Source organism: Bartonella bacilliformis KC583 (genome assembly GCF_000015445.1).
GTDB lineage: Bacteria > Pseudomonadota > Alphaproteobacteria > Rhizobiales > Rhizobiaceae > Bartonella > Bartonella bacilliformis.
On sequence record NC_008783.1, the window covers coordinates 1411938 to 1434676 of the forward strand.

Sequence of the window (22739 nt, forward strand, 5' to 3'; positions counted from 1 at the left end):
AAATGTAGCATATGAAATCGTTGAAATTATTTTATTTCTTAGATGCATTTTATGTTTAGTATGACCATTCGCAGTCTTTGCATCTAAAGCCAGAGAATTTTTATATGTATGCACGCTGCGAAAAAGGGATTTCTATGTCTATGAAAGAAGAAACGCATTACCTGCTCAGTAACACCAAAGGATCATCCATATCAACAAATCAAGAAAGTATTGCAGAGATGCGATCACTGCAATCAAAATCGATTCTTCTTATTATCGGTGGTGGTATTGCATCCTATAAAGCTCTTGATTTGATCCGTCGTTTACAGGAACATGGAGCGCACTTGAATGTTATTATGACACAAGCAGCGCAAAAATTTATTACCCCTTTAGCTGTTGAAACCTTGAGCCATGGTAATGTGTATTGTGATTTATTTTCATCTGAAAAAGAATTCGACATTAGCCATATTCGATTAGCACGTCACGCTGATTTAATTATTTTAGCACCAGCAACTGCCAATCGTATTGCAAAAATAGCCAACGGCATAGCAGATGACTTAGCCAATTGTATTCTTTTGGCAGCACGCTGCCCGCTTTTAATTGCACCAGCTATGAATCCCGCTATGTGGACACATCCCGCAACCCTGCGCAACATTGCCAGATTGCAAGCAGATGGAGTGCATATGGTGGGACCAGAAAACGGTGAAATGGCCGAACGCGATGAAAGTGGTTATGGGCGAATGAGTGAACCCTTAGCTATTGTAGCCTCAGCACAAATTCTTTTATGTGTGAAAAAAAAACCTCTTGTCAACCGTCATTTTATTGTGACTTCTGGCCCTACCCATGAACACATCGATCCGGTACGTTATCTTGCCAATCGCTCATCAGGCAAACAAGGCCATGCCATTGCAGAAGCCTTGGCTCACTTAGGTGCTACAGTAACACTTATTTGCGGCCCTGTTAATCTTCCTGATCCTCAGGGAGTAAAAACTATTCACGTTGAAACAGCCTTGCAAATGTTACAGGCTGTTCAAGCAGCTTTGCCTGCTGATGGTGCTATTTTTGCTGCCGCTGTGTGTGACTGGCGAAGCCAAACGCACTCTTTAAAAAAGATCAAAAAGAAAGCGAATACAACACCACCATCCTTACATATGGTCGAAAATCCTGATATTTTGGCAACGATCGGCCACGCCCTCAACCGCCCTCCACTCGTAATTGGTTTTGCAGCTGAAACATGTGATATCGTCATCAATGCGAAGGAAAAATGTATCCAGAAAAAAGCAGATTTTATTCTTGCTAATGACATTTCTCTCCATGCTGATGGTACAAGCGTTATGGGTTCTGATACAAATACAATATGTCTCATCAGCAAAGACAATATTGAACAATGGCCACGCATGAGTAAACAACAAGTAGCCCAAAAATTGACTGACATTATCATATCATTTTTTGACTCTTCTGCTTTCGCTGATTAAGAAAAACAGAACTTTTTTTGTTTTAAATGAAAACAAATAATCTTCAGAAATTTGATGCAGCCCAAATAAACACATCTTACATACCGCCTAAAAGGACTTTCCATAAAAATTAGGAAATTTCTTCTCATTTTAAAAGAATTATCGATTATTCCTGAATTATATTCAATGACGAAATTGGCCATCTTCTTGGTGATCGCAAGTCCAAAATCACTCTCATGCGTCGCAACCATAGAGGGGTAAAAATTACACTCAATATAAACTTTAAAATTATTTTGCATTTTTAATTATGTCAAATTTAAGCTAATTCATATAATTAACAAAATAATTAAAAATTATATGAAATCTTCCATAATCCATCTCTTGTTTTTTAATCTTTTCTTCTTATTTACCATTTATGATTTTTTCTGCCGCCCACCGTGCCTTACAGCGCCTTTTTACTAGGCAATATCGTTCTATCCTCTTGAAAGTTTTAGGACTTACTTGTGCTTCTCTTATAGCCCTATTGCTATCGGTATATGAATTTTTTATAGCTTATTTCTGGCCTTGGACTGTCCATTTTTTTCCTGATTTTCCGGATTTAGCAGGATGGCTAGGACTAAGTGTGCTTATCATTTTTAACGTCGGCCTCGTTTTCCTTATGGCCTTTTTGATTGCTCCTATCACAGCTATGATAGGGAGTTTTTTTATTGATGATGCAGCTGAAATTATTGAAAAAGAAGATTATCCAAATGAACCCATAGGGCAAGCTATGTCCTTTAGCTGTTCTCTTGTTCTTTCACTAAAATTTGTTCTTTTAAGCCTTTTAGGAAATGGAATCGCTCTTATCTTGTTTTTCGTACCAGGTATCAATTTGATCGCTTTTTATGTTATTAATGGCTATCTATTTGGTCGTGAATATTTTTTATTTGCTGCTTATCGTTTCCAATCCGAAAAAGAAGCTTATACCTTGCTACGCACCCACTGGATAACAGTATTTGGTGGAGGTTTGTTAATAGCGTTTTTTGTTTCTATTCCCATTTTAAATTTAGCAACACCGCTTTTCGCAGCCGCCTTCATGACATATCTACACAAAATGCTCTTCTGTTATATCCCCGTGCCCGTTTCATCGAAATAATGGCTATCGGATAGATCAATTTAGAAGTATTTTCTTAAAAAATTCTCTCAACTTTAATGCAGTTTCGCAACACTAGAAATATTTGTTAAAAAGTTGCAATAGGCGATTTGAATTATGTTGAAGCCATTGATACTGCAATTAAAGCTGTACATATTTTGATAAAAGAATTAAATAAAGCATCCATACAGCTAGTAAAATGAACCCAACCGTTCAGTCTTACATTCCTTTAAACCACACACAAAATGTAAAATTTTAAGGAGAGACTACAAAAATGAACTGGATTACAAATTACGTTCGTCCTAAAATTAATTCCATATTAGGTCGTCGTGAAATTCCAGAAAATTTGTGGATCAAAGATCCTACCAGTGGTGAAATGGTCTTTCATAAAGATCTAGAAGCTAATCAATATGTGATTCCTGCTTCTGGTCATCATATGCATATTAGCGCCAAAAACCGTCTCATGCATTTTTTTGATGATGGTGTATATACACCAATTGAAAATCCAAAAGTGGTAACGGACCCATTAAAATTCCGTGATGCAAAACGCTATATTGACCGATTAAAAGAATATCGGGCCAAGCTCGGTGTTGATGATAATATTTTAAGTGCACGAGGCACCATTGAAGGTTTACCAATCATTGCTACCGTTCAAGATTTTGCCTTTATGGGTGGGTCACTTGGTATGGCATCAGGAGAAGCTATTATCGAAGCTTTTCATACTGCCATTGCAGACAAATGCCCTTTAGTTCTTTTTGCCGCTTCAGGGGGAGCTCGAATGCAAGAAGGAACATTATCCCTTATGCAAATGCCTCGTACGACAGTAGCAATTGAAATGATGAAAGAAGCAAGGCTTCCTTATATTGTGGTGCTTACTAATCCTACAACCGGCGGTGTAACCGCCTCATATGCTATGCTTGGTGATGTTCACATTGCTGAACCTGGCGCCATGATTGGTTTTGCAGGTCCACGTGTTATTCAACAAACGATTCGAGAAACTTTGCCAGAGGGTTTTCAAAGCAGTGAATATCTCCTTGAGCACGGCATGGTTGATATGGTCGTGTCGCGTTTGGATATGAAAGCTACAATTGCAAAGATTTTACGCCTGATGATGAAATTTCCGGCAGCGCCCGAACCTTCTCATGCATTCTCCAAAGACTCTCAAACACAGATTTCTAAAACAAAAGCCGCTTAAATTATGGAAACAAGCCATGTGCAAAGGGTGGTTGATGATCTATTGGGGCTATTCCCCAAAAAGCTGGATCTTTCCTTAGATCGTATCATCCGCCTTTTAAAGCGCCTTGGTAACCCACATTTAAAGCTTACCCCTACTATTATCCATATTGCTGGAACAAATGGTAAAGGATCGGCTTCAGCAATTTGTCGTGCTCTTTTAGAAAGTGCAGGCTACTGCGTTCATGTATACAGCTCACCACATTTGGTAAATTGGAATGAACGCTGTCGACTAGGTCAAATAGGAGGCGGCCAACTTATTACAGATAATCAACTGCTTGAGGTCATTCGTCACACCATAAAAGTGAACCGTCAAGAACCAATTAGCGTTTTTGAAATTTTTACCGCTGCAGCCTTTACTCTATTTAGCACCCATCCAGCTGATGCAATCATTTTAGAAGTTGGATTAGGAGGACGTTTTGATGCAACCAATGTTATTAAAAATCCAGCCGTATCCCTTATCATGCCTATTGATTATGACCATGAAACTTTTCTAGGCAACACAATTGCGCAAATTTCTTTTGAAAAAGGGGGTATCATCAAACCAAAAATTCCTGTTATAATTGGCAAACAAGACCATGATGTCACTCTTTCTGTTTTAAGTAGCCTTGCTGATAAAAACAAAGCACCTTACTCTATTTTTGACCAAGACTACCAAAGCTATGAAGAACATGGACGTATGGTCTTTCAAAATAACCATGGTTTAATGGATCTACCACTTCCTAACCTTATCGGTGCGCATCAAATTGCCAATGCTGGTGCTGCTATTGAAGCAGTTTACCAAGCAGGTTTTCAACTTTCGGAACAAGCAATCAACCAAGCTTTACGCAATCTTTACTGGCCAGCACGCATGCAACATCTGACTCGTGGCCAATTGGTTAATCAACTTCCTCCCCATACAGATTTATGGCTCGATGGTGGCCATAATCCTGCTGCTGGCAAAGCTGTTGCAGCAGAATTTACTCGATGGAAAAAAAAAACAAAACGCCCCATTGTTATGATTGCTAGTATGCTCAAGACCAAAGACAATGTCGGTTATTTTCGTCCTTTCAAAAATCTTGTCGATGAAGTCTATACAATCCCTTTAACCTCTAGCGACGCAGGTCTCTGCCCAAAAATTTTAGCAGAATTAGCACAAAAAGCAGGCCTCATGGCTAGCCCACAAGCGGATCTTCAAGAAGCCCTTCTTAAAATCAGTTTAAAACATAAAGAAGCCATCATCTTTATTGGTGGTTCTCTTTACCTTGCGGGCAATATTCTACGTGACAATGAGACACCTCCATGCTAGAAATTTGCTGTTCATGGCATTTTAATGGATAAAATCTCTAATTATGAAACTTGATCACACACTTTATCAAAATCCTAAACTTATTACTGTTTTCGGTGGTTCAGGTTTTGTGGGGCGGCATGTCGTTGAAGCTTTAACGAAACGGGGTTATCGCGTTCGCGTCGCTGTGCGTCGTCCACAAAGAGCTTATTACATGCTACAAATAGGTGAAGTAAGCCAAACCCAAATGTGTACAACAGATGTTACGAATCGTGCTTCTGTTGCACGTGCACTATCTGGAGCAGATGGTGTGGTATTTTTGCCTGGGAGTTTGGCGCAATCCAATCAATCAAAGTTTCAAACCACACAAATTGATGGAACAACAAATGTTGCGGAATTAGCTCAAAAAGCAGGTATCCCTCTCATTTATGCATCAACGCTCATCGCTCATGAAAATGCATCGCTTCTTTATGCACGCGTTAAATTTATGTGCGAGAAAATTGTTCAGGACAAGCACTCTCAAACAATCATTATGCGCCCATCTGTCATTTTTGGACCAGAAGATCGTTTTTTCAATGTCTTGGCAAAGGCATCCTGTTTTTTGCCGATCATGCCAGTTTTTGGCGGTGGACACAATAAATTGCAACCTATTTATGTCGGCGATATTGCTGAATTTGTTGTGCGTGCTTTAGAGGAAAAAATCCCCTTTGGGAACAGTTATGAACTTGGTGGGCCGACAGTAATTACAGTCCGGCATATCATTGAAAATATATTAAAAATTATTCATCGCAAAAAAACAATTTTATCCATGCCACTTTCTGTAGGACTTTGTGTTGGAGATATCTTGGGCATTATCGGTAAATTACCTTTATTGCCAACACTAACAACAGCTGATCAAATACGCTTTCTGCAACTAAACAATATTGTTTCTCAAAAAGCTATAGATAGTGGATATACTTTAGAAGGGGTAGGCATTACTCCAAAAACTATGGCGTCTATTTTGCCAAGTTATTTATGGCATTTCCGTCCACAAGGACAGTTTTCTAAAAATTTACTAACCTAATCAATTTTCCCTGACGGATATTTTTATAACCAAATCTGTTTCATCCCCAAAAAGGAAAATAATAACAGACATCAGCAGTAAAATCTATGTTGTGCCTTCTCTTTCCTGGAAAAGATATTAATACTTCCTTTTGTAATCCAAATCTTCGTAGTATATTGAGCTTATACAGATAAGATTTTTCCTGATCTCATTAAGCAACGATTCTTTATATTAAAAAATTTTAGACAATCACGCAGTGATGAACCTGTATGGTATAACCTCACGATCATAACAACCATGAACGATAAAAATGATATCCTTTTGATATATTGCGGCCAACTGAAGATATGTGTATCTCTTCGCAAGATTGACCATTTTGACAAAAAAGTCGTATATTTTTATCCTGATCAGCTGAAAATAAGATAAAATATCTTATTGAGATTACATGACAAAAACATTGTAAGTTAAATTGTTACTGTTACGAGAATCTTTCCTTGCTAAAAAGTAAAAGGAGATGCATCGTGCACAATTTTGATAGCAATAATCCCAAAGAAAGACCTTAAAAATGATCAGAATTTTTGCCTGTATTTTTTGCTTTCTTTCGCTGTTTTTTCCGATACATGCTATTGCCCAATCACCAATATCTCACTTACTATCGGCCTTTATTTGGTCAGAACATCAATGGCTTATCTTAGCACTTTGCGGAAGTATTTCTTGCGCTTCCTTGCTAACATGCATAACCGTTATTATAAACATAAAGAAAAATGCTGAGAAATCTTTACAAGTGATTCAAGCCAATTTTTCTGAAAAGCTTAAACAATATGAATGGCTTTTAGAAGAAACAGAACAATACCTTCTTATTTGGGAGCACCCAACAGCCCTACCACATATCGTTGGCAATATTTCTAAATTACAAAAGGCAGGAATAAACGAACAAAATTTTCAGTGTTTCGAAGACTGGCTCGAAGAATCTTTTCTGCAACAACTTGACCAAGCACTGACTCAATTACGTTGTCATGGCTGTTCTTTTGAACTTTCTATCACCACCATCAATAAAATCGCCTTACAAGTTACAGGGGTTATTGCAGGAACAGCAGCCATTGCACGTTTCCAAGATTTCTCAAAACAGCAGAGTGAAAACATTCGCTTACGGGAAGATATGACCCGAATGCTCACAGAGCTGAAAATACAGCGCAACCTTCTTGATTATATCCAAGAACCGGTGTGGATTCGAAATAGTGAGGGGAAAATTTGTTTCGTAAATAATGCTTTTCGAGACATGACAAATTTTCAAGAAGGCTGTGATACCATCACTGATCCTTTCAATGAAACAATACAATTCCAAATAAATAAAGGAAATCAAATAAATGAGAGGAGCCAAACAAACGGAACAAATCAACTAGATGAGACAAAGACAGTGTTTCAAAAACACGTTCATACCGTCGTGAATGGAGAACGACGTCATTTTCACCTAACACGTATCACAACAGAAGAAGGAATGGCAGCTTTTGCCCGTGATGACAGCGCATATAAAAATCTTACCAATGAAATGGAACAAATTCTTCAAAGCCACCATGAAACACTCGATCAAATTTCAACAGCTGTGGCGATTTTTGATAGCAATCAAAAATTAAAATTTTGCAACCATGCCTTTAGAATTTTATGGCCGTTGGAAAGTTCTTTTCTAGAGAGTGAACCAAGCCATACACTCCTTCTTGAGCGTTTGCGCGAAAAAGGATTTATCGGTGAACATCCCGATTGGCGCGCATGGAAAGAAGAGCTTTTAACAAGCCACCACCAAATAGAATCTAACCCCAAAATTTGGAATCTTCCTAACGGATGTACAGTGCGTGTCATGTCTCGCCCCCACCCACAAGGAGGTATTACCTGGCTTTACGAAAATCTTACAGAAAAAATTGATCTTGAACGACGCTATAATACATTGATCAAAATACAAGGTGAAACACTTGATAAACTTTCCGAAGGCGTAGTGGTTTTTGGCACAGATGGACGTCTATGCTTATCAAATCCTGCTTTATCAAAATTGTGGTCTTTACCCTATAATTTACTGGTAGAAGGTACTCATATTACGCAATTACAGACCCATTGCTCAGCCTTGACAGTCGGGGAAGAATGGAAGCAATTTACCCAATTGATTACAGGCTTTGCTGAAAAACGCGATGCCCGTTCAGGTCGCATAGATCTGAGAAATGGGATGATTATTGATTACACATTCGTGCCACTCCCCAATGGACAAACAATGTTAACTTTTGTGAATGTTACTGACACCGTCCATATAGCGCGTGCCCTGCAAGAAAAAAATGAAGCCTTAGAAAGTACTGATCGTCTACGCAATGAATTTGTCCAACATGTGTCCTACGAATTACGCACACCTCTCACCAATATTATTGGATTTTCTGATATTTTACGCGATCAAATGTTTGGCTCTCTTAATGAACGTCAACACGAATATCTCGGCCATATTCAATCAGAGTCTAACACACTTTTGAATCTTGTTAATGATATTCTTGACCTTGCAACTCTTGATGCAGGGATTATGGAATTAAATATACAATCGGTCAACATTGTTGATGCTATGGCACAAGCAGTAACACGCATAGAAGAACACCTCAACGGGCGTCATATTCTATTTTCTCAACACATTTCTCCTTCCTTAGATGTCATTTTTGCGGATGCTACACGTTTACATCAAATCTTTGTGAATGTACTTAGTAATGCTGTTAACTTTGCCCCAGAAGCAAGCACCATCGAATTTTGTGCTCATAAACAAGATAATCATATCGTTTTCAGTGTCCATAATGAGGGATCGGACATTCCATCTGATATTCTTGATAGGATTTTCAAACGGTTTTCTTCTCATGCACATCATGGTGGACGTGCTGGAGCAGGCCTTGGCCTCTCTCTTGTCAAAAGCTTTGTTGAACTCCATGGTGGATATGTTGAAATTCTCACCGGCACAGGTCAGGGAACAACAGTTAAATGTTTTTTCTCACTGAAAAAGGGAGATATAATCCTTTAAGTCTGTACTCTTGTCATCAAAACCATTTTTTCACTTATTCATTCACCAATTCAATGGAAATTTTTATGAATTTTAGTTTTTTTCTTGCAAATGAAGAAGCAACAAAATTATTTGCGCAAGACCTAGCCCTTGCTTTAAAACCAGGTGATCTTGTAACACTTCAAGGTGATCTTGGAGCAGGAAAATCAACTCTTGCACGTGCAATCATTCATACACTTGCCAATGATGATAATTTAGAAGTACCAAGCCCCACTTTTACTCTTGTTCAAAACTATAAACTGCCACAATTTGAAGTTATTCACGCTGATCTTTACCGCCTCTCTATGGCAGAAGAAATTGATGAATTAGGGCTTCACGAAGCACGTGAACAAAGTATTTTATTAATTGAATGGCCAGAAAAAGGTGCAGATTCTTTAGGGCCCACGACTTTTGCTATCAGTTTACAACACCAAGACTGTGGACGTCATATCACCATCACAGCAGCAACACATGATATTGAACGTCTACAACAATCCCTTGCAATCCGCACCTTTTTAACCACTCATGGTCGCGGTCATGTTCATCGTCGTTTTTTAGCAAGCGACGCTTCTGCACGATCTTATGAACTTTTGCATAGTGACCATCATCAAGAAATCTTTATGAATGCATCCATCATGCAAATGGCACAAAAGACTGATCCTGCCTTTGCAGAAAAAATGCATCTTGCAACAGATATCCGTCAGTTTGTAGGCATTAACCAGATCATTTTAGAGAATGGATTTTCTGCTCCTCATATTTTTGTCGAAGATCTTGAAAAGGGGTTCTTGATTTTAGAAGATTTGGGACGTGAAGGAATTTTAGATCAAACTGGCAATCCTATAGAAGAACGTTATATCGCTTGTAGTGAATTGTTGGCTACCTTCCATCAAAAATCATGGGTTTTTAAAAAGCAATTTGCAACATTTTCGCTTCAAATTCCTTGCTATGATCACCAGTCTATGCAAGCAGAACTTGCATTACTGCTAGACTGGTACATACCTTTTCAGCAGCAAAAAACCTTAAATGAAGAACAACGGAAAGCTTTCTTTACCTGCTGGCAACCTTATCTTGACATGCTCATTGAAGGAGAAAATACCCTTGTTATGCGCGATTATCACTCGCCCAATATACTGTGGCGTGCAAATAAAGAGGGAGTGGCTCGCATTGGTCTTATTGATTTTCAAGATGGCTTAAAAGGACCAACAGCTTATGATCTTGTTTCCTTGGCACAAGATGCACGTCTTTATATTTCACCAGAACTTGAGATGAAGATTTTCAATGCTTATTGTCATGCGCGCCATAAAGCACCGCAACCTTTTGATGAAAATGAATTGCGCAAACTTTACGCTCTTGCAGGTGCTCAACGTGTTTCAAAAATTTTAGGCATTTTTGTACAATTACACCAACAATATGGAAAATCGTCTTATCTCAAACATTTACCCCATATGCAGGATTATCTTGCCCGTAATCTTTCACACCCAATTCTTGCTCCTTTAAAAAGCTTTTATCAAGAAATTGGCATTCTTGTAGAAACAACATAAACATCCAATTTTGAATGCATTACCTATATGGCTTATTCTCTTAACTTTTATAACGGTAAAGCTATTATGTAGATGCAATTTTTCAATTTTGCCGTGAATAAAACTAATATACAGTAAAACTTATTAAAATGATCGGTAAATTAAATAATTTTGACACACTCACAATCAAAGCAAATGACCTATCAGCCACGTATATTTTCTATTTCTCCTGGAACTCCGTTTCTACCTCATTTTGTTGATGCCCTTCTCTCAGGAGAGATTATTCGTGATTTTGCACCTAATGGAAATATCCAAGCGGCTCTTGCTGATACCCTCATTTATGTACCAACGCGCCGTGCTGCCCGCGCTTTACGCGCAACTTTTGTTGAAAAAAGTCCTACCCAATCAAGCTTCTTGCCAAAAATCCTTCCTTTGGGAAATATGGATGAAGATAGTTTCCTTTTTACTGACGATTATACCAATGCTTTGACGATTCATCCTCCTATCAAAGAGAGTGAACGTCTCCTGCTTTTAGCGCGTCTCATTCGCCCTTGGCGTGAAAAATTACCAATGCATCTACGTGCTATATTTGGAACAGAAGATGTGCTCATTCCTACAAATACAGCTGATGCGATCTGGCTTGCCCAAGATTTAGCACGCTTGATGGATGAAGTTGAAACTGAATCTGCTGATTGGTCAAAACTCAAAGAAATTGAGCCTGATATGGTTGCTGAATGGTGGCAAATCACTCTCGATTTTTTGACAATTGTTACACAAAATTGGCCACATATTTTAAAAGAAAGACAGTTAAATAATCCAGTTGAATGGCGCAACCAAATCCTCAAAATGCAGGCAGACATTTTATACCGAACACAACCCAATAAACCAATTATTGCTGCCGGTGCAACAGGGTCTATCCCTTCAATTGCAAATCTTTTAAAGGTGATCGCCTCCCTGCCTAAAGGAGCTGTTATTCTTCCAAACCTTGATCTCCAAATGGATGAAGAACAATGGAACGCATTAGGTTTGATTAATGAAGAAACAACAACTTTTGACTTCCTGAACCATGCATCCGCTGCTTTTAGCCATCCTCAATATCACTTAAAAAAACTTCTCTTTCTTATGCAATGTCAGCGCGCCCATGTTAAAGAAATTGGCCAGCAAAGTAGCATGAAAAAAAAACGCGCTGCCCTCTTATCAGAAGCGTTAAGACCTGCCTCTACGACAGATCAATGGGTACAAATCACACGCGATGATTATGAAAATCTCTGTGCTGATTTATCATTGATTGAAGCTACCAATGAACATGAAGAAGCTCTGGCTATTGCTATTGCTTTACGCCATGCCATTGAAGACCCTAAAAAAACTGCAGCGCTTATCACCAATGATCGTAATTTAGCACGCCGTGTTTCTGCTGAGTTGCAGCGATTTGGAATTGAAGCCAATGATTCAGGGGGTATACCACTTGCTCAAACATTGCCTGCAACTTTGTTACGGCTTCTTTTAGAAAATCTGTTCAAACCTGGTGACCCTATTGCGTTTCTCTCTCTTCTCAAACATCCACTCACAACTCTGGAGCAAAACCGTCACCGCTTACGTGAAATAGTGGAAAATTTTGAGCTCTTTGTTCTCCGAGGTGGAACTGGCCGCATTAATCTTTGCACATGTGATCAATTTTTTGAAACATGGATCAAAACACGCACACTCAATAGTTTAAATGCCAATAATTTAAATGATTGTAGCCTTGATCCACAAAAGAGTGAAGAAGCACGCCTGCTTTGCCACCTGTTGGTAAAAGCTGTAAAACCCTTGGTCTCTTTGATACAACAAGATAGAGAATGCACAATCAATGAAACAATTATAGCCACTGTTGAAGTTTTAGAAAATTTTGGGCGTGATGATAATCATTCTCTTGCTCATCTTTATCAGGATGAAGCAGGAGAGGCCTTATCAACTTTTCTGCGTGAATTAGTCAATGACCAATCAGGACTAAAATTTCATCTTTACGAATGGCCAGCTATTTTTTCAGCTCTCATAGCAACCCGCTCTGTAAGTCCTGCCCCTGGGGGACATTCACGTTTATTTATCTGGGGAACCTTGGAATCACGCCTGCAAACAGTTGATACAGTTGTCATTGGCGGTCTTAATGAAGGATCATGGCCTGTTACAACCCGCAATGATGCTTTTTTATCACGACCAATGAAAATGATGTTAACTCTTGAACCACCAGAAAAGCGTATTGGCCTTTCCGCACATGATTTCCAATGGGCTATGGGAATGGATAAAGTGATCATGAGCCGAGCTACGCGGGTTAACCACGTTCCTTCTGTTCCCTCACGCTGGTTACAACGCCTAGAAACAGTCATAGGTCAACAAGTTTGGAAACAAATTTGCGCACGGGGAAACACATTGCTTTATTGGGCAAAAATTCTTGACACAACAAATATGATTTCCTTTGTAGAACGGCCTTGCCCTATTCCACCACTCGAGATGCGTCCACGTCATTTTTCAATTACTGAAATAGAAACATTACGACAGGACCCTTATGCCATTTATGCTAAAAAAATCCTGCGTCTCAAACCGCTTAAACCGCTTATCCATGATCCTTGTAATACTGAACGAGGGACACTTTATCACGCTATTCTTTCTGCCTTTTGCACGCGTATAAAAAATCCACATGCCACGGATGCGCTAGATACATTATTGACCATTGGGCGTGAAGAATTTGACAAACTAAACTTACCATCCGATATCGAAGCTATCTGGTGGCCAATGTTTGAAAATCTAGCACCTCTCCTTATTCAATGGGAACAAAGCCTTGGCCCCCGAAAACGACACGCTGAAGTAGAGGCTCAAAAAACACCCATAGGCACAACAGGTGTAACCCTTTCAGGACGCGCTGATCGTATTGATATTTTACCTGGCAAAATGGCTGAAATTCTTGATTTTAAAATCAGCACTCCTCCTTCATCCACACAGGTTTTGACTTTATTATCTCCACAATTGGCACTGGAAGCAGCTTTATTAATGCAAGGCGCGTTCGTAGACTTTCAGGATCTTACCCCTTTAAATTTATTATACATTCCTCTTAAAGGAAAGAATAAGATCAAACCACAATCGATCATCCTAAATAAAAAAGTAATAAATCAAAAAAGCGCTGCTGATCTTGGTAAAGAAGCATGGAAACGCCTTATCTCATTAATGAACTACTATCAAAATCCACAACAAGGTTATCTCTCGTATGCTCTCCCCTCACAAAACCGTTATGAAGGGGATTATGATCACTTAGCAAGAGTATTAGAATGGTCAAATGATCTTCATAAAGCAGGCCAATCATGACAATCTTTTCTATTCCCCAAGCTGCCCTTGATGCACAAGCAACCGCTACACATCCAACAACAAGCGTGTGGGTTTCTGCCAATGCGGGATCTGGGAAAACGCATGTTTTGAGCGAACGTGTTATCCGCCTGCTTTTAAATGGGACACCTCCAGCACGCATTTTATGCCTAACCTATACCAAAGCTGCTGCTGCTGTTATGCAATCGCGTATTTTTCGCACACTTTCCAGCTGGAGTGAACTGGATGACCATCAACTTCAAACCATTTTATCACGACTTGAAAATAAGCCCGTAAATGCGCAAAAACTTACCTATGCTCGCCAGCTTTTTGCCCGAGCCTTAGAAACACCAGGGGGTCTAAAAATCCAGACCATTCACGCCTTTTGTGAAGCTTTATTGCACCAATTTTCTCTAGAGGCCAATATTGCTGGTCATTTTGAATTATTAGACGATATAAGCCGTAAAAAATTATTACAACAAGCCCGTTGTCAACTTTTGATACATGACGATGCACAATCGCTTTTAAAACAACTGTTTAAAATTATTAGCGAAGAAACATTCAATCAATTGCTGCATGAAGCAACTCAAAAACAACATGAATTCTCTGATTTCTTATCTTTCATTCTCTATGAAAATGGAGAGGAGCAGTTGCGCCAGCTTTTCAACTTAGCAGTTGATGAAACACACCAACGGCTCTTAGAAAAAATTAAACAAACGGCCCTACTCTCGCCCCATGCAATGAAATATTATCAAACTAATGGCAATTCAAAAGCTAAAAATATCATTGCTGATTTTTTACAATTAGTGAGCACATCTGATGAAGAAAATATCATCACTCTTGTTTCAAATATTTATTTGACAACAACAGGGAAACCACGTGATTTCTCACGTTTGTTTTCTAACAAATCAGATGAAATTTGGCCCTTTGTTCAAAAAGAGATTGAAAAAAAACAAAATCAGCTCTCTACTCTGTTAGAAAAATATCAATGTGTACAACTCGTCACACTGAATATGGCTGTTTTTCAGCTTTGTTCTCTTTATCTTAAAATCTATGCAGATTTAAAAAAGGCCAATGGTCTGTTAGATTTTGATGATCTCATTGAACGCACACTCCATCTATTGCAACGCAGAGGTGCAAGCCAATGGGTGCAGTATAAACTTGATCATGGTATTGATCATATTTTGCTTGATGAAGCGCAAGATACTAATCCTGCACAATGGCAAATTATTCAGCTTTTAGCGAAAGAATTTTTCACAGGAGACAGTCAACGAACAAATACACGGACTATTTTTGCCGTTGGCGATGAAAAACAGTCTATTTATTCCTTTCAAGGAGCTGAACCAGAAAATTTTGCTAAAAATGGACGGATGATCCAAAAACAGATACAGCATGTTAACGAGAAATTTGAAAAGATACAGCTGCATTATTCTTTTCGCTCGACAGCTGATGTGCTAAAAAGCGTCGATCTCGTGTTTGAAACACCAGAAAATTATAAAGGACTTTCAGCAGACAATGCAAAAACAGTGCATGAACCCATTCGGGTGAACAGCCCGGGTGATGTCATTGTATGGGATGTCATCTCCAAACAAACAAGTACCCTACCTGATGATTGGCACTCAACGGTTGATCACTTAGATACACCTGAAGTGCGTTTAGCAGATAAAATTGCAACAACCATTGCCGATTGGTTGCAAAAAGGCGAAATGCTTCCTGCAAAAGGGCGTCTACTCCGTGCCAGTGACATTATGATTTTGGTCCGTAAACGGGATCAATTTGTACCCGCTCTTTCTCGTGCACTAAAACTGCGCAATATTCCCGTGGCTGGTGCCGATCGTTTACAACTTACTAGCCATATTAGTGTACAAGATTTGATGGCGCTTGCACGTTTTGTCTTGCATCCCAAAGATGATCTGTCCTTGGCTTGTGTTTTAAAAAGCCCACTTTTTGCGCTGAGTGAAGAGGCACTTTATCAATTGGCAGCTCAACGCACAGGATCACTTTGGCAAAGCTTGAACGCTCATGCATCATCACATGACTATTTTAAAGAAATTTTTGAAAATTTAAGTAAATATCGCGCTTTGGTTGACCAAATACCGGTTTTTGAATTCTACAGCCATATTCTCAATAATGATAAAGGACGACAAAAAATCCTTGCTCGTCTCGGACCTGAATCCAATGAAGTTCTTGATGCTTTTATGGATTATACACTCACGATTCAAAAGACTGGTTTACCAGGGCTACAAGCTTTTTTGGAAACATTGAGTAAAAACGAACCAGAAATTAAACGTGAACTTGATCAAAATCACGAAGAAGTGCGTATCATGACTGTCCATGCTGCCAAAGGGCTTGAAGCATCTGTTGTCTTTTTGGTTGATTCAGGCAGTGCTATCTGGAATTCACATTACGCGCCACACTTTTTCAAACTTCCCTTAAATGGCAAACAAGCGTTTATCTGGCGCCCAAATGCGGAATTTAAAACAAAGCCCTTTGAAAAAGCACTTTCCCATTTAAAAGAAAGCGCTGAAGAAGAATATCGACGCCTTCTTTATGTAGGAATGACACGTGCTGAGGATCGATTGATTATTTGCGGTTACAGCCAAAAACGGGAAGTTCCCAATACGTGGTTACATTTAGTGAAAAATGCCCTTAAGCCCTATGCTGTCCCCACAAAAGGCCCCGCAGACGATATTGCCGCCTGGCGCTATTCCATCACCCCCTCGACCTCCTTCCCAATAGACCAGAAAATACTTGGTGAGGCGAGCCAAGAATTTCCACCTTTGCCTGCTTTTTTTCATCATAAAATACCTGCAGAATCAGCTCTACCCAAAATACTCAAACCCTCCGTTACTAATTTTGCAACGGATACAGATAGCGAAATTGAACTTTTCTCTGCTCAGAAAATTTTAAATGTTTCACCTATTTTAGAAGCAAAAAACACCAACAAAGCCTTTAGCATCGAATATGGTAATTTGATCCACAAACTGCTGCAATATTTGCCTGATTGCCCTCCTGAAAAACGACAAGATTACGCTCAACAATATCTTAATATCAAGGCTTCTCATTGGGATGATACCAAAAAAAACAATGCCTTACACGATATTTGGGCAATCTTAGACAATCCGCATCTTAAATTACTTTTTTCAGACTCTTCACGCGCCGAAGTATCCCTAATGGGCATTGTAAAAATCCGTGGTAAAGAACAAATGATTTCTGGTCGCATTGACCGTTTATGTATCACCCAAGATTGTATTCTCTTCGCTGATTTCAAAACTGGAACTCCACCAGAAGATGAAACTGCGATTACCCAAAACTATTGGTCACAAATGGCTCTTTATCGAAAAATGCTGCAAACTATTTACCCCGAAAAAACCATTCAGGCCTTTCTTATTTATAGTCAAGGAGCGAAAATCTTTACGCTTCTCCCTAAAAAACTCGATACGCTTCTTGATGAAATTGCTCTATAAGTAAAAAATCCTTTCCAAAAGAGCCTATAATCACTTATCTTTATTATACTTGACATAAACCGAAATCATACCAATCAATGTACAAAAGTGGAATATAAAGGAATAAATCAATGACTTGTATAAAAATTGATAATAGCAATTTCGAAAATGAAGTTCTCACCTCCTCCATTCCTGTTGTGGTTGATTTTTGGGCAGAATGGTGTGGTCCTTGCAAAATGATTGCACCAATACTTGATGAAATTTCAGCAGAAATGGAAGGTCAAGTTAAAATCGCCAAAATAAGTATTGACGAAAATCCAGAACTGGCCACACAATATGGAGTGCGTTCAATTCCTACCCTCTTGATGTTCAAAAATGGCAATGTCTCATCCAATGTGGTTGGCGCTACATCTAAAGGGCGTCTTTGCGAATGGATTAAAGATAATCTTCGCTAATTTCACGCATAATAACTTTTTTCGTAAAGAAAAGGGGGCAAACAAGCAGCCCCTTTTTTTGATTTTTTAAGAATCATTCTTTTACTCAGAACGCGTCTGATAATCTTTGAAAGTTGCAAATTTTATTTTCGGAGCTCGTTCTGCTTCATAATTCAAGGAAAAAGCATTTTCTGCTAAAAAAACTGGATCATTATCCAAATCATAAGCAATAGCGAATCGATGATTAGTGAGAAATTTTTGGAGTTCATCTTTACTTTCTGCAGAAATCCAACGACATACATTAAAGCGTGCTGGCTCAAAGCCCACAGACAAAGAATATTCTACTTTAAGCCGCTCGGTTAAAACATCAATTTGCAAAGCACCAATCACACCGACAAGAGCAGGCGATCCATCATCAGGAGTAAATAATTGTACAACTCCCTCCTCAGCCATTTGTTGCAACGCCTGCTTGAGCTTTTTTGCTTTCATAGGATCATGCAAACAAACACGACGCAGAATTTCCGGTGCAAAATTTGGCACACCTTTAAAGAGAATATCTTCTCCCTCAGTCAATGTATCTCCAATACGCAAAGTTCCATGATTGGGAATCCCCACTACATCACCAGCATAAGCTTGATCAGCAATTTGACGCGAACGAGCAAAGAAAAATTGCGGAGATGAAAGTGTCATTGGCTTTCCTGTCCGTACCAACTTCGTTTTCATGCTACGCTCAAGCCTTCCCGAGCACACACGCAAAAATGCAATACGATCACGATGATTGGGATCCATATTGGCTTGAATTTTAAAAACAAATCCTGTCATTTTTGGCTCATCAGCACTGACTGTGCGTTGATCTGCCATCTGATCACGAGGACTGGGACCAAAATCGACTAATGCATTAATCAAATCACGAACACCAAAATTGCGTAAAGCTGAACCAAAATAAACCGGTGTCATATGTCCTTCACGGAAAGCTTGAATATCAAAATGTTTGCAAGCATTGCGGGCAAGCTCTACACCTTCAATGAAGAGGGAACGCTGATATTCAGGAAGTAAATCGGCAACCTCATCCGGCCCAGAAACCGCCCGTGAAGTTATTTCATCATCATGTTGACGAAAAGAATTATGATGAAGGTCAAAGGTACCAGCAAAATCTTTACCCATACCAATGGGCCATGTAATTGGTGCAGTATCAAGCGCGAGTTTTTCTTCAATTTCATCTAAAATTTCTAAAGGATCACAGGCCTCACGATCCATTTTGTTAACAAAAGTAACAATAGGGATATCTCGCATACGACACACTTCAAATAATTTTAGTGTTCTTGGTTCAATCCCACGGGCACCATCCAAAACCATAATCGCACTATCAACAGCTGTAAGAGTGCGATATGTGTCATCTGCAAAATCTTCATGGCCTGGGGTATCTAATAAATTAAAGATATGATCTTCATATTCAAACGTCATGACCGATGTCACAACAGAAATACCGCGATCACGTTCAATATTCATCCAATCAGAACGTGTTTGAATACGATCTTTTTTTGCCTTAACCTCACCAGCGAGCTGAATCGCCCCACCAAACAACAACAATTTTTCTGTTAGCGTTGTCTTTCCTGCATCAGGGTGAGCAATAATAGCAAATGTACGCCGCCGCTTTACTTCTTGCACTCTACAATCCATTATTCCCCCATAGGCTGAGAAAGTACTTTAGCAATCAGGGCCCGCATTTCATCAACCCCATAAAGCGCTATAAAAGATCCAAATCTTGGTCCTCGTTCTTGTCCTAACAAAACTTCGTAAAGCATTTGAAAAAAAGCAACTGAAACACCTGGGCCACCTTCAGGACTTTTTTTGTTATGATCTTGATAACGTTCCGTTAAACGCGCAACATCAAGAAGTGAATTTTGAAGTGCGTTGTCATCAACAATTTCTGGCAAATTTGCTAATTTTTCATCGATTTGAGCTAATACCGCGCGCTCAATATCATCAGGTGCTCGAAACTGTTTATTGGGCTTAACAAAAACATCAAAATATTTAATGGCACACTTCACCAACAAATCAAGCGCTGGACATGTTTGCGCATTAGTTCCCTTAGAATAGCGAGAAATAAATCCCCAAAGCACGTCTTCATTTTCAGCATTTGAAGCACTAACCAAATTCAAAAGCATAGCAAAAGATACGGGCATATCAACCTGTGGAGGACAACCGCTATGAATATGGTATACAGGGTTATTAAGTCGTTCCTTCCATTGTTGGCGACCGTAAGCAGAAAGATGCGCATAATATTCATCAACAGCTTTTGGAATAACATCAAAATAGAGGCGTTTTGCTGTTTTAGGCTTTAAAAACATATAAAGCCCTAAACTTTCTGTTGGTGCATAAGTTAGCCACTCATCAATGGTCAAACCATTTCCCTTGGATTTGGAAATTTTCTGCCCCTTCTCATCCAAAAAGAGCTCATAATTAAATCCCTCGGGTGGATTGCTACCAAGCACTTTGCAAATTTTAGAAGACAGATTCACTGAATCAATCAGATCTTTTCCTGCCATCTCATAATCAACTCCAAGCGCTTTCCAGCGCATCGCCCAATCCACCTTCCACTGACACTTAACTTTTCCACCAGTAACCTCTGTCTCAACAGTTTCACCTGTTTCAGGCTCAATATAGGTGACAGTGCCTTTTTTAACATTCCGATCGATAAGCGGGACTTGCAATACTTTTCCAGAAACAGGAGAAATAGGCAAAAAGAGCGCATAAGTTTCTTGCCGTTCTTCCCCCAATGTTGGCAAAACAATTTTCATCACTTCATCATAAGAAGCCAGTATTTTTAGGAGGACTTCATCAAAACGGCCAGAACTGTAATAATCGGTAGCGCTAGCAAATTCATAATCGAAACCGAAACGATCAAGAAAAGCACATAAGCGCATATTATTCGCCGCTCCAAAAGAAGGAGATGCATCGCCAAAAGGATTTGGAACACGGCTGAGCGGTTGACCAAGATAATTTGCCATTTTTTCACGGTCAGGCACATTCTCAGGAACCTTACGCAAACCATCCATGTCATCAGAAAAACAAATAAGTTTTGTTTTAATTTTATCCTCAGTTAGAACATGGAATGCGTGGCGTACCATCGTCGTCCGTGCGACTTCCCCAAAGGTTCCAATATGCGGCAAACCAGAGGGTCCATAACCTGTTTCAAATAAAACAGTCTCTGGATAACCTGTCTTTTCATAACGCTTGATAAGCTTGCGTGCTTCCTCAAACGGCCAAGCTTTCGACTGAACAGCTTCATCTCTTAATTTAGATGTAAAACCAAAAGCATCAAACTGATTACGCGTCATGATTTTATCCTATATATTAAATTCTTTAACAATCAAGGTGTATGGTTGTTGAACTTTTTCGCCAAGAATAGCAGAATAAAAACTGCAAAATTCTTATCCCATTTTTGTTCACTCTATAGCTTATGTTTCATTATTTTAGTTCTAATCTTTTTCATGTTGATAGAACAAAGAATATGAGAATCATAAACTGTTATTTCTTATTCATAATACTGATGAACGTGCTGCTAATGTGCGTAAGCGCAGAGCGTTTAATTTAATGAATCCAGCAGCATCTTTTTGATCATAAGCACCCTGATCATCTTCAAAAGTTACCAACTTATCAAAATAAAGCGACTTTTTACTTTGCCGACCCTCAACAATCACATTACCCTTATAAAGCTTCAATGTAACCTCTCCTTCAACATGTTCTTGAGATAAATCAATAGCTGCCTGCAACATTTTACGCTCAGGTGAAAACCAAAAGCCATAATAAATCAGCTCTGCATAACGTGGCATTAATTCATCTTTCAAATGCGCTGCACCGCGATCTAAGGTTAAGGATTCTATCGCTCGATGAGCTGTTAAGAGAATGGTTCCTCCTGGTGTTTCATAAATGCCACGCGATTTCATACCCACAAAGCGGTTTTCAACTAAATCTAACCGACCGATACCATTGTCACGTCCGTAATTATTCAATTGAGCCAGTAAGGTAGCTGGAGATAACATTTCTCCATTAATCGAAACAGCATCACCTTTTTTAAAGCCGATTGTGATTATCGTTGCTTTATCTGGAGCAGTCTCCGGCGAAAGAGTGCGCATATGCACATATTCAGGAGCAGGAATAGCAGGATTCTCCAAAATCTTCCCTTCTGATGATGAATGCAATAAATTTGCATCTACCGAAAAAGGTGCTTCACCTTCCTTATCTTTCTCTACTGGAATTTGATGCACACGTGCAAATTCAATTAAATCTGTTCGACTTTTAAAAGTCCAATCTCGCCATGGAGCAATAATTTTTATATCAGGATCAAGAGCATAAGCAGAAAGTTCAAAACGAACTTGATCATTCCCTTTTCCTGTTGCACCATGAGCAATTGCATCAGCTCCGGTTTCCTTAGCAATTTCAATGAGACGTTTTGAAATAAGTGGACGAGCAATTGACGTTCCTAAAAGATAGACCCCTTCATAGACTGCATTTGCTCGAAACATGGGAAATACAAAATCACGCACAAATTCTTCACGCAAATCTTCAATATAGATCTCTTTAATACCCATTATTTCAGCTTTACGACGCGCAGACTCTAACTCTTCCCCCTGACCTAAATCAGCTGTAAAAGTTACAACTTCAGCACCCAATTCGCTTTGCAACCATTTGAGAATAATCGATGTATCCAATCCCCCCGAATAGGCCAAAACAACTTTCTTAACATCTGTCCATTTGTTCATTTTAAAGCTCTACAATACTTGTTTTCTACTCTTTTACTCACAAATTAAAACCATGCAAGCAATGAAAATAAA

The 22739-nt window shown here is 39.1% G+C and carries 13 protein-coding genes; 10 read left to right on the forward strand and 3 right to left on the reverse strand.

The annotated features are described in order from the left end of the window. Positions 1–134: 134 nt before the first annotated feature. The 10 genes from coaBC to trxA all read left to right on the forward strand — a co-directional run bounded on the left by coaBC (position 135) and on the right by trxA (position 17922). Positions 135–1454: a bifunctional phosphopantothenoylcysteine decarboxylase/phosphopantothenate--cysteine ligase CoaBC gene (coaBC, locus tag BARBAKC583_RS06560; protein ID WP_080512682.1), complete on the forward strand. Its 1320-nt coding sequence runs from the start codon at positions 135–137 to the stop codon at positions 1452–1454. Positions 1455–1848: 394 nt separating this feature from the next. Further along, on the forward strand, positions 1849–2568 hold the full coding sequence (locus BARBAKC583_RS06570) for a sulfate transporter family protein (protein WP_005768156.1): 720 nt from the start codon (positions 1849–1851) through the stop codon (positions 2566–2568). A gap of 271 nt (positions 2569–2839) precedes the next feature. Continuing rightward, positions 2840–3760: an acetyl-CoA carboxylase, carboxyltransferase subunit beta gene (accD, locus tag BARBAKC583_RS06575; protein ID WP_005768157.1), complete on the forward strand. Its 921-nt coding sequence runs from the start codon at positions 2840–2842 to the stop codon at positions 3758–3760. Between the two features lie 3 nt (positions 3761–3763). Further along, on the forward strand, positions 3764–5086 hold the full coding sequence (locus tag BARBAKC583_RS06580; protein WP_005768158.1) for a bifunctional folylpolyglutamate synthase/dihydrofolate synthase: 1323 nt from the start codon (positions 3764–3766) through the stop codon (positions 5084–5086). 43 nt (positions 5087–5129) lie between these two features. Continuing rightward, positions 5130–6128, forward strand: coding sequence for a complex I NDUFA9 subunit family protein (locus tag BARBAKC583_RS06585; protein ID WP_005768160.1), 999 nt, complete (start codon positions 5130–5132; stop codon positions 6126–6128). A 544-nt stretch (positions 6129–6672) separates the two neighbouring features. Continuing rightward, the gene (locus BARBAKC583_RS06590; protein WP_005768163.1) at positions 6673–9147 is read left to right on the forward strand and encodes a sensor histidine kinase; all 2475 of its coding nucleotides are present in this window, start codon (positions 6673–6675) and stop codon (positions 9145–9147) included. 65 nt (positions 9148–9212) lie between these two features. Next, positions 9213–10706, forward strand: a complete 1494-nt coding sequence (locus BARBAKC583_RS06595) for a bifunctional tRNA (adenosine(37)-N6)-threonylcarbamoyltransferase complex ATPase subunit type 1 TsaE/phosphotransferase (RefSeq protein WP_005768164.1) — start codon at positions 9213–9215, stop codon at positions 10704–10706. 174 nt (positions 10707–10880) lie between these two features. Further along, a complete protein-coding gene (addB, locus tag BARBAKC583_RS06600; protein WP_005768165.1) occupies positions 10881–14024 on the forward strand; it encodes a double-strand break repair protein AddB in 3144 nt (1047 codons plus the stop codon). Continuing rightward, a complete protein-coding gene (gene addA / locus BARBAKC583_RS06605; RefSeq protein ID WP_005768166.1) occupies positions 14021–17488 on the forward strand; it encodes a double-strand break repair helicase AddA in 3468 nt (1155 codons plus the stop codon). The genes addB and addA overlap by 4 nt, the downstream gene beginning before the upstream one ends. Positions 17489–17598: 110 nt before the next feature. Continuing rightward, entirely contained in the window at positions 17599–17922 is a 324-nt protein-coding gene (trxA, locus tag BARBAKC583_RS06610) for a thioredoxin (protein WP_005768168.1), read from the forward strand. A gap of 81 nt (positions 17923–18003) precedes the next feature. Here the strand turns inward: trxA and BARBAKC583_RS06615 are convergent, their stop codons facing one another. From BARBAKC583_RS06615 to BARBAKC583_RS06625, 3 genes are all read right to left on the reverse strand, one after another. Next, on the reverse strand, positions 18004–19581 hold the full coding sequence (locus tag BARBAKC583_RS06615) for a peptide chain release factor 3 (protein ID WP_005768170.1): 1578 nt from the start codon (positions 19579–19581) through the stop codon (positions 18004–18006). Continuing rightward, the gene (locus tag BARBAKC583_RS06620; RefSeq protein ID WP_005768172.1) at positions 19581–21242 is read right to left on the reverse strand and encodes a lysine--tRNA ligase; all 1662 of its coding nucleotides are present in this window, start codon (positions 21240–21242) and stop codon (positions 19581–19583) included. Before BARBAKC583_RS06620 ends, BARBAKC583_RS06615 begins: the two co-directional genes overlap by 1 nt. Before the next feature lie 201 nt (positions 21243–21443). Next, complete coding sequence (locus BARBAKC583_RS06625; RefSeq protein WP_005768174.1) at positions 21444–22667, reverse strand: argininosuccinate synthase; 1224 nt, start codon at positions 22665–22667, stop codon at positions 21444–21446. Positions 22668–22739: the final 72 nt, after the last annotated feature.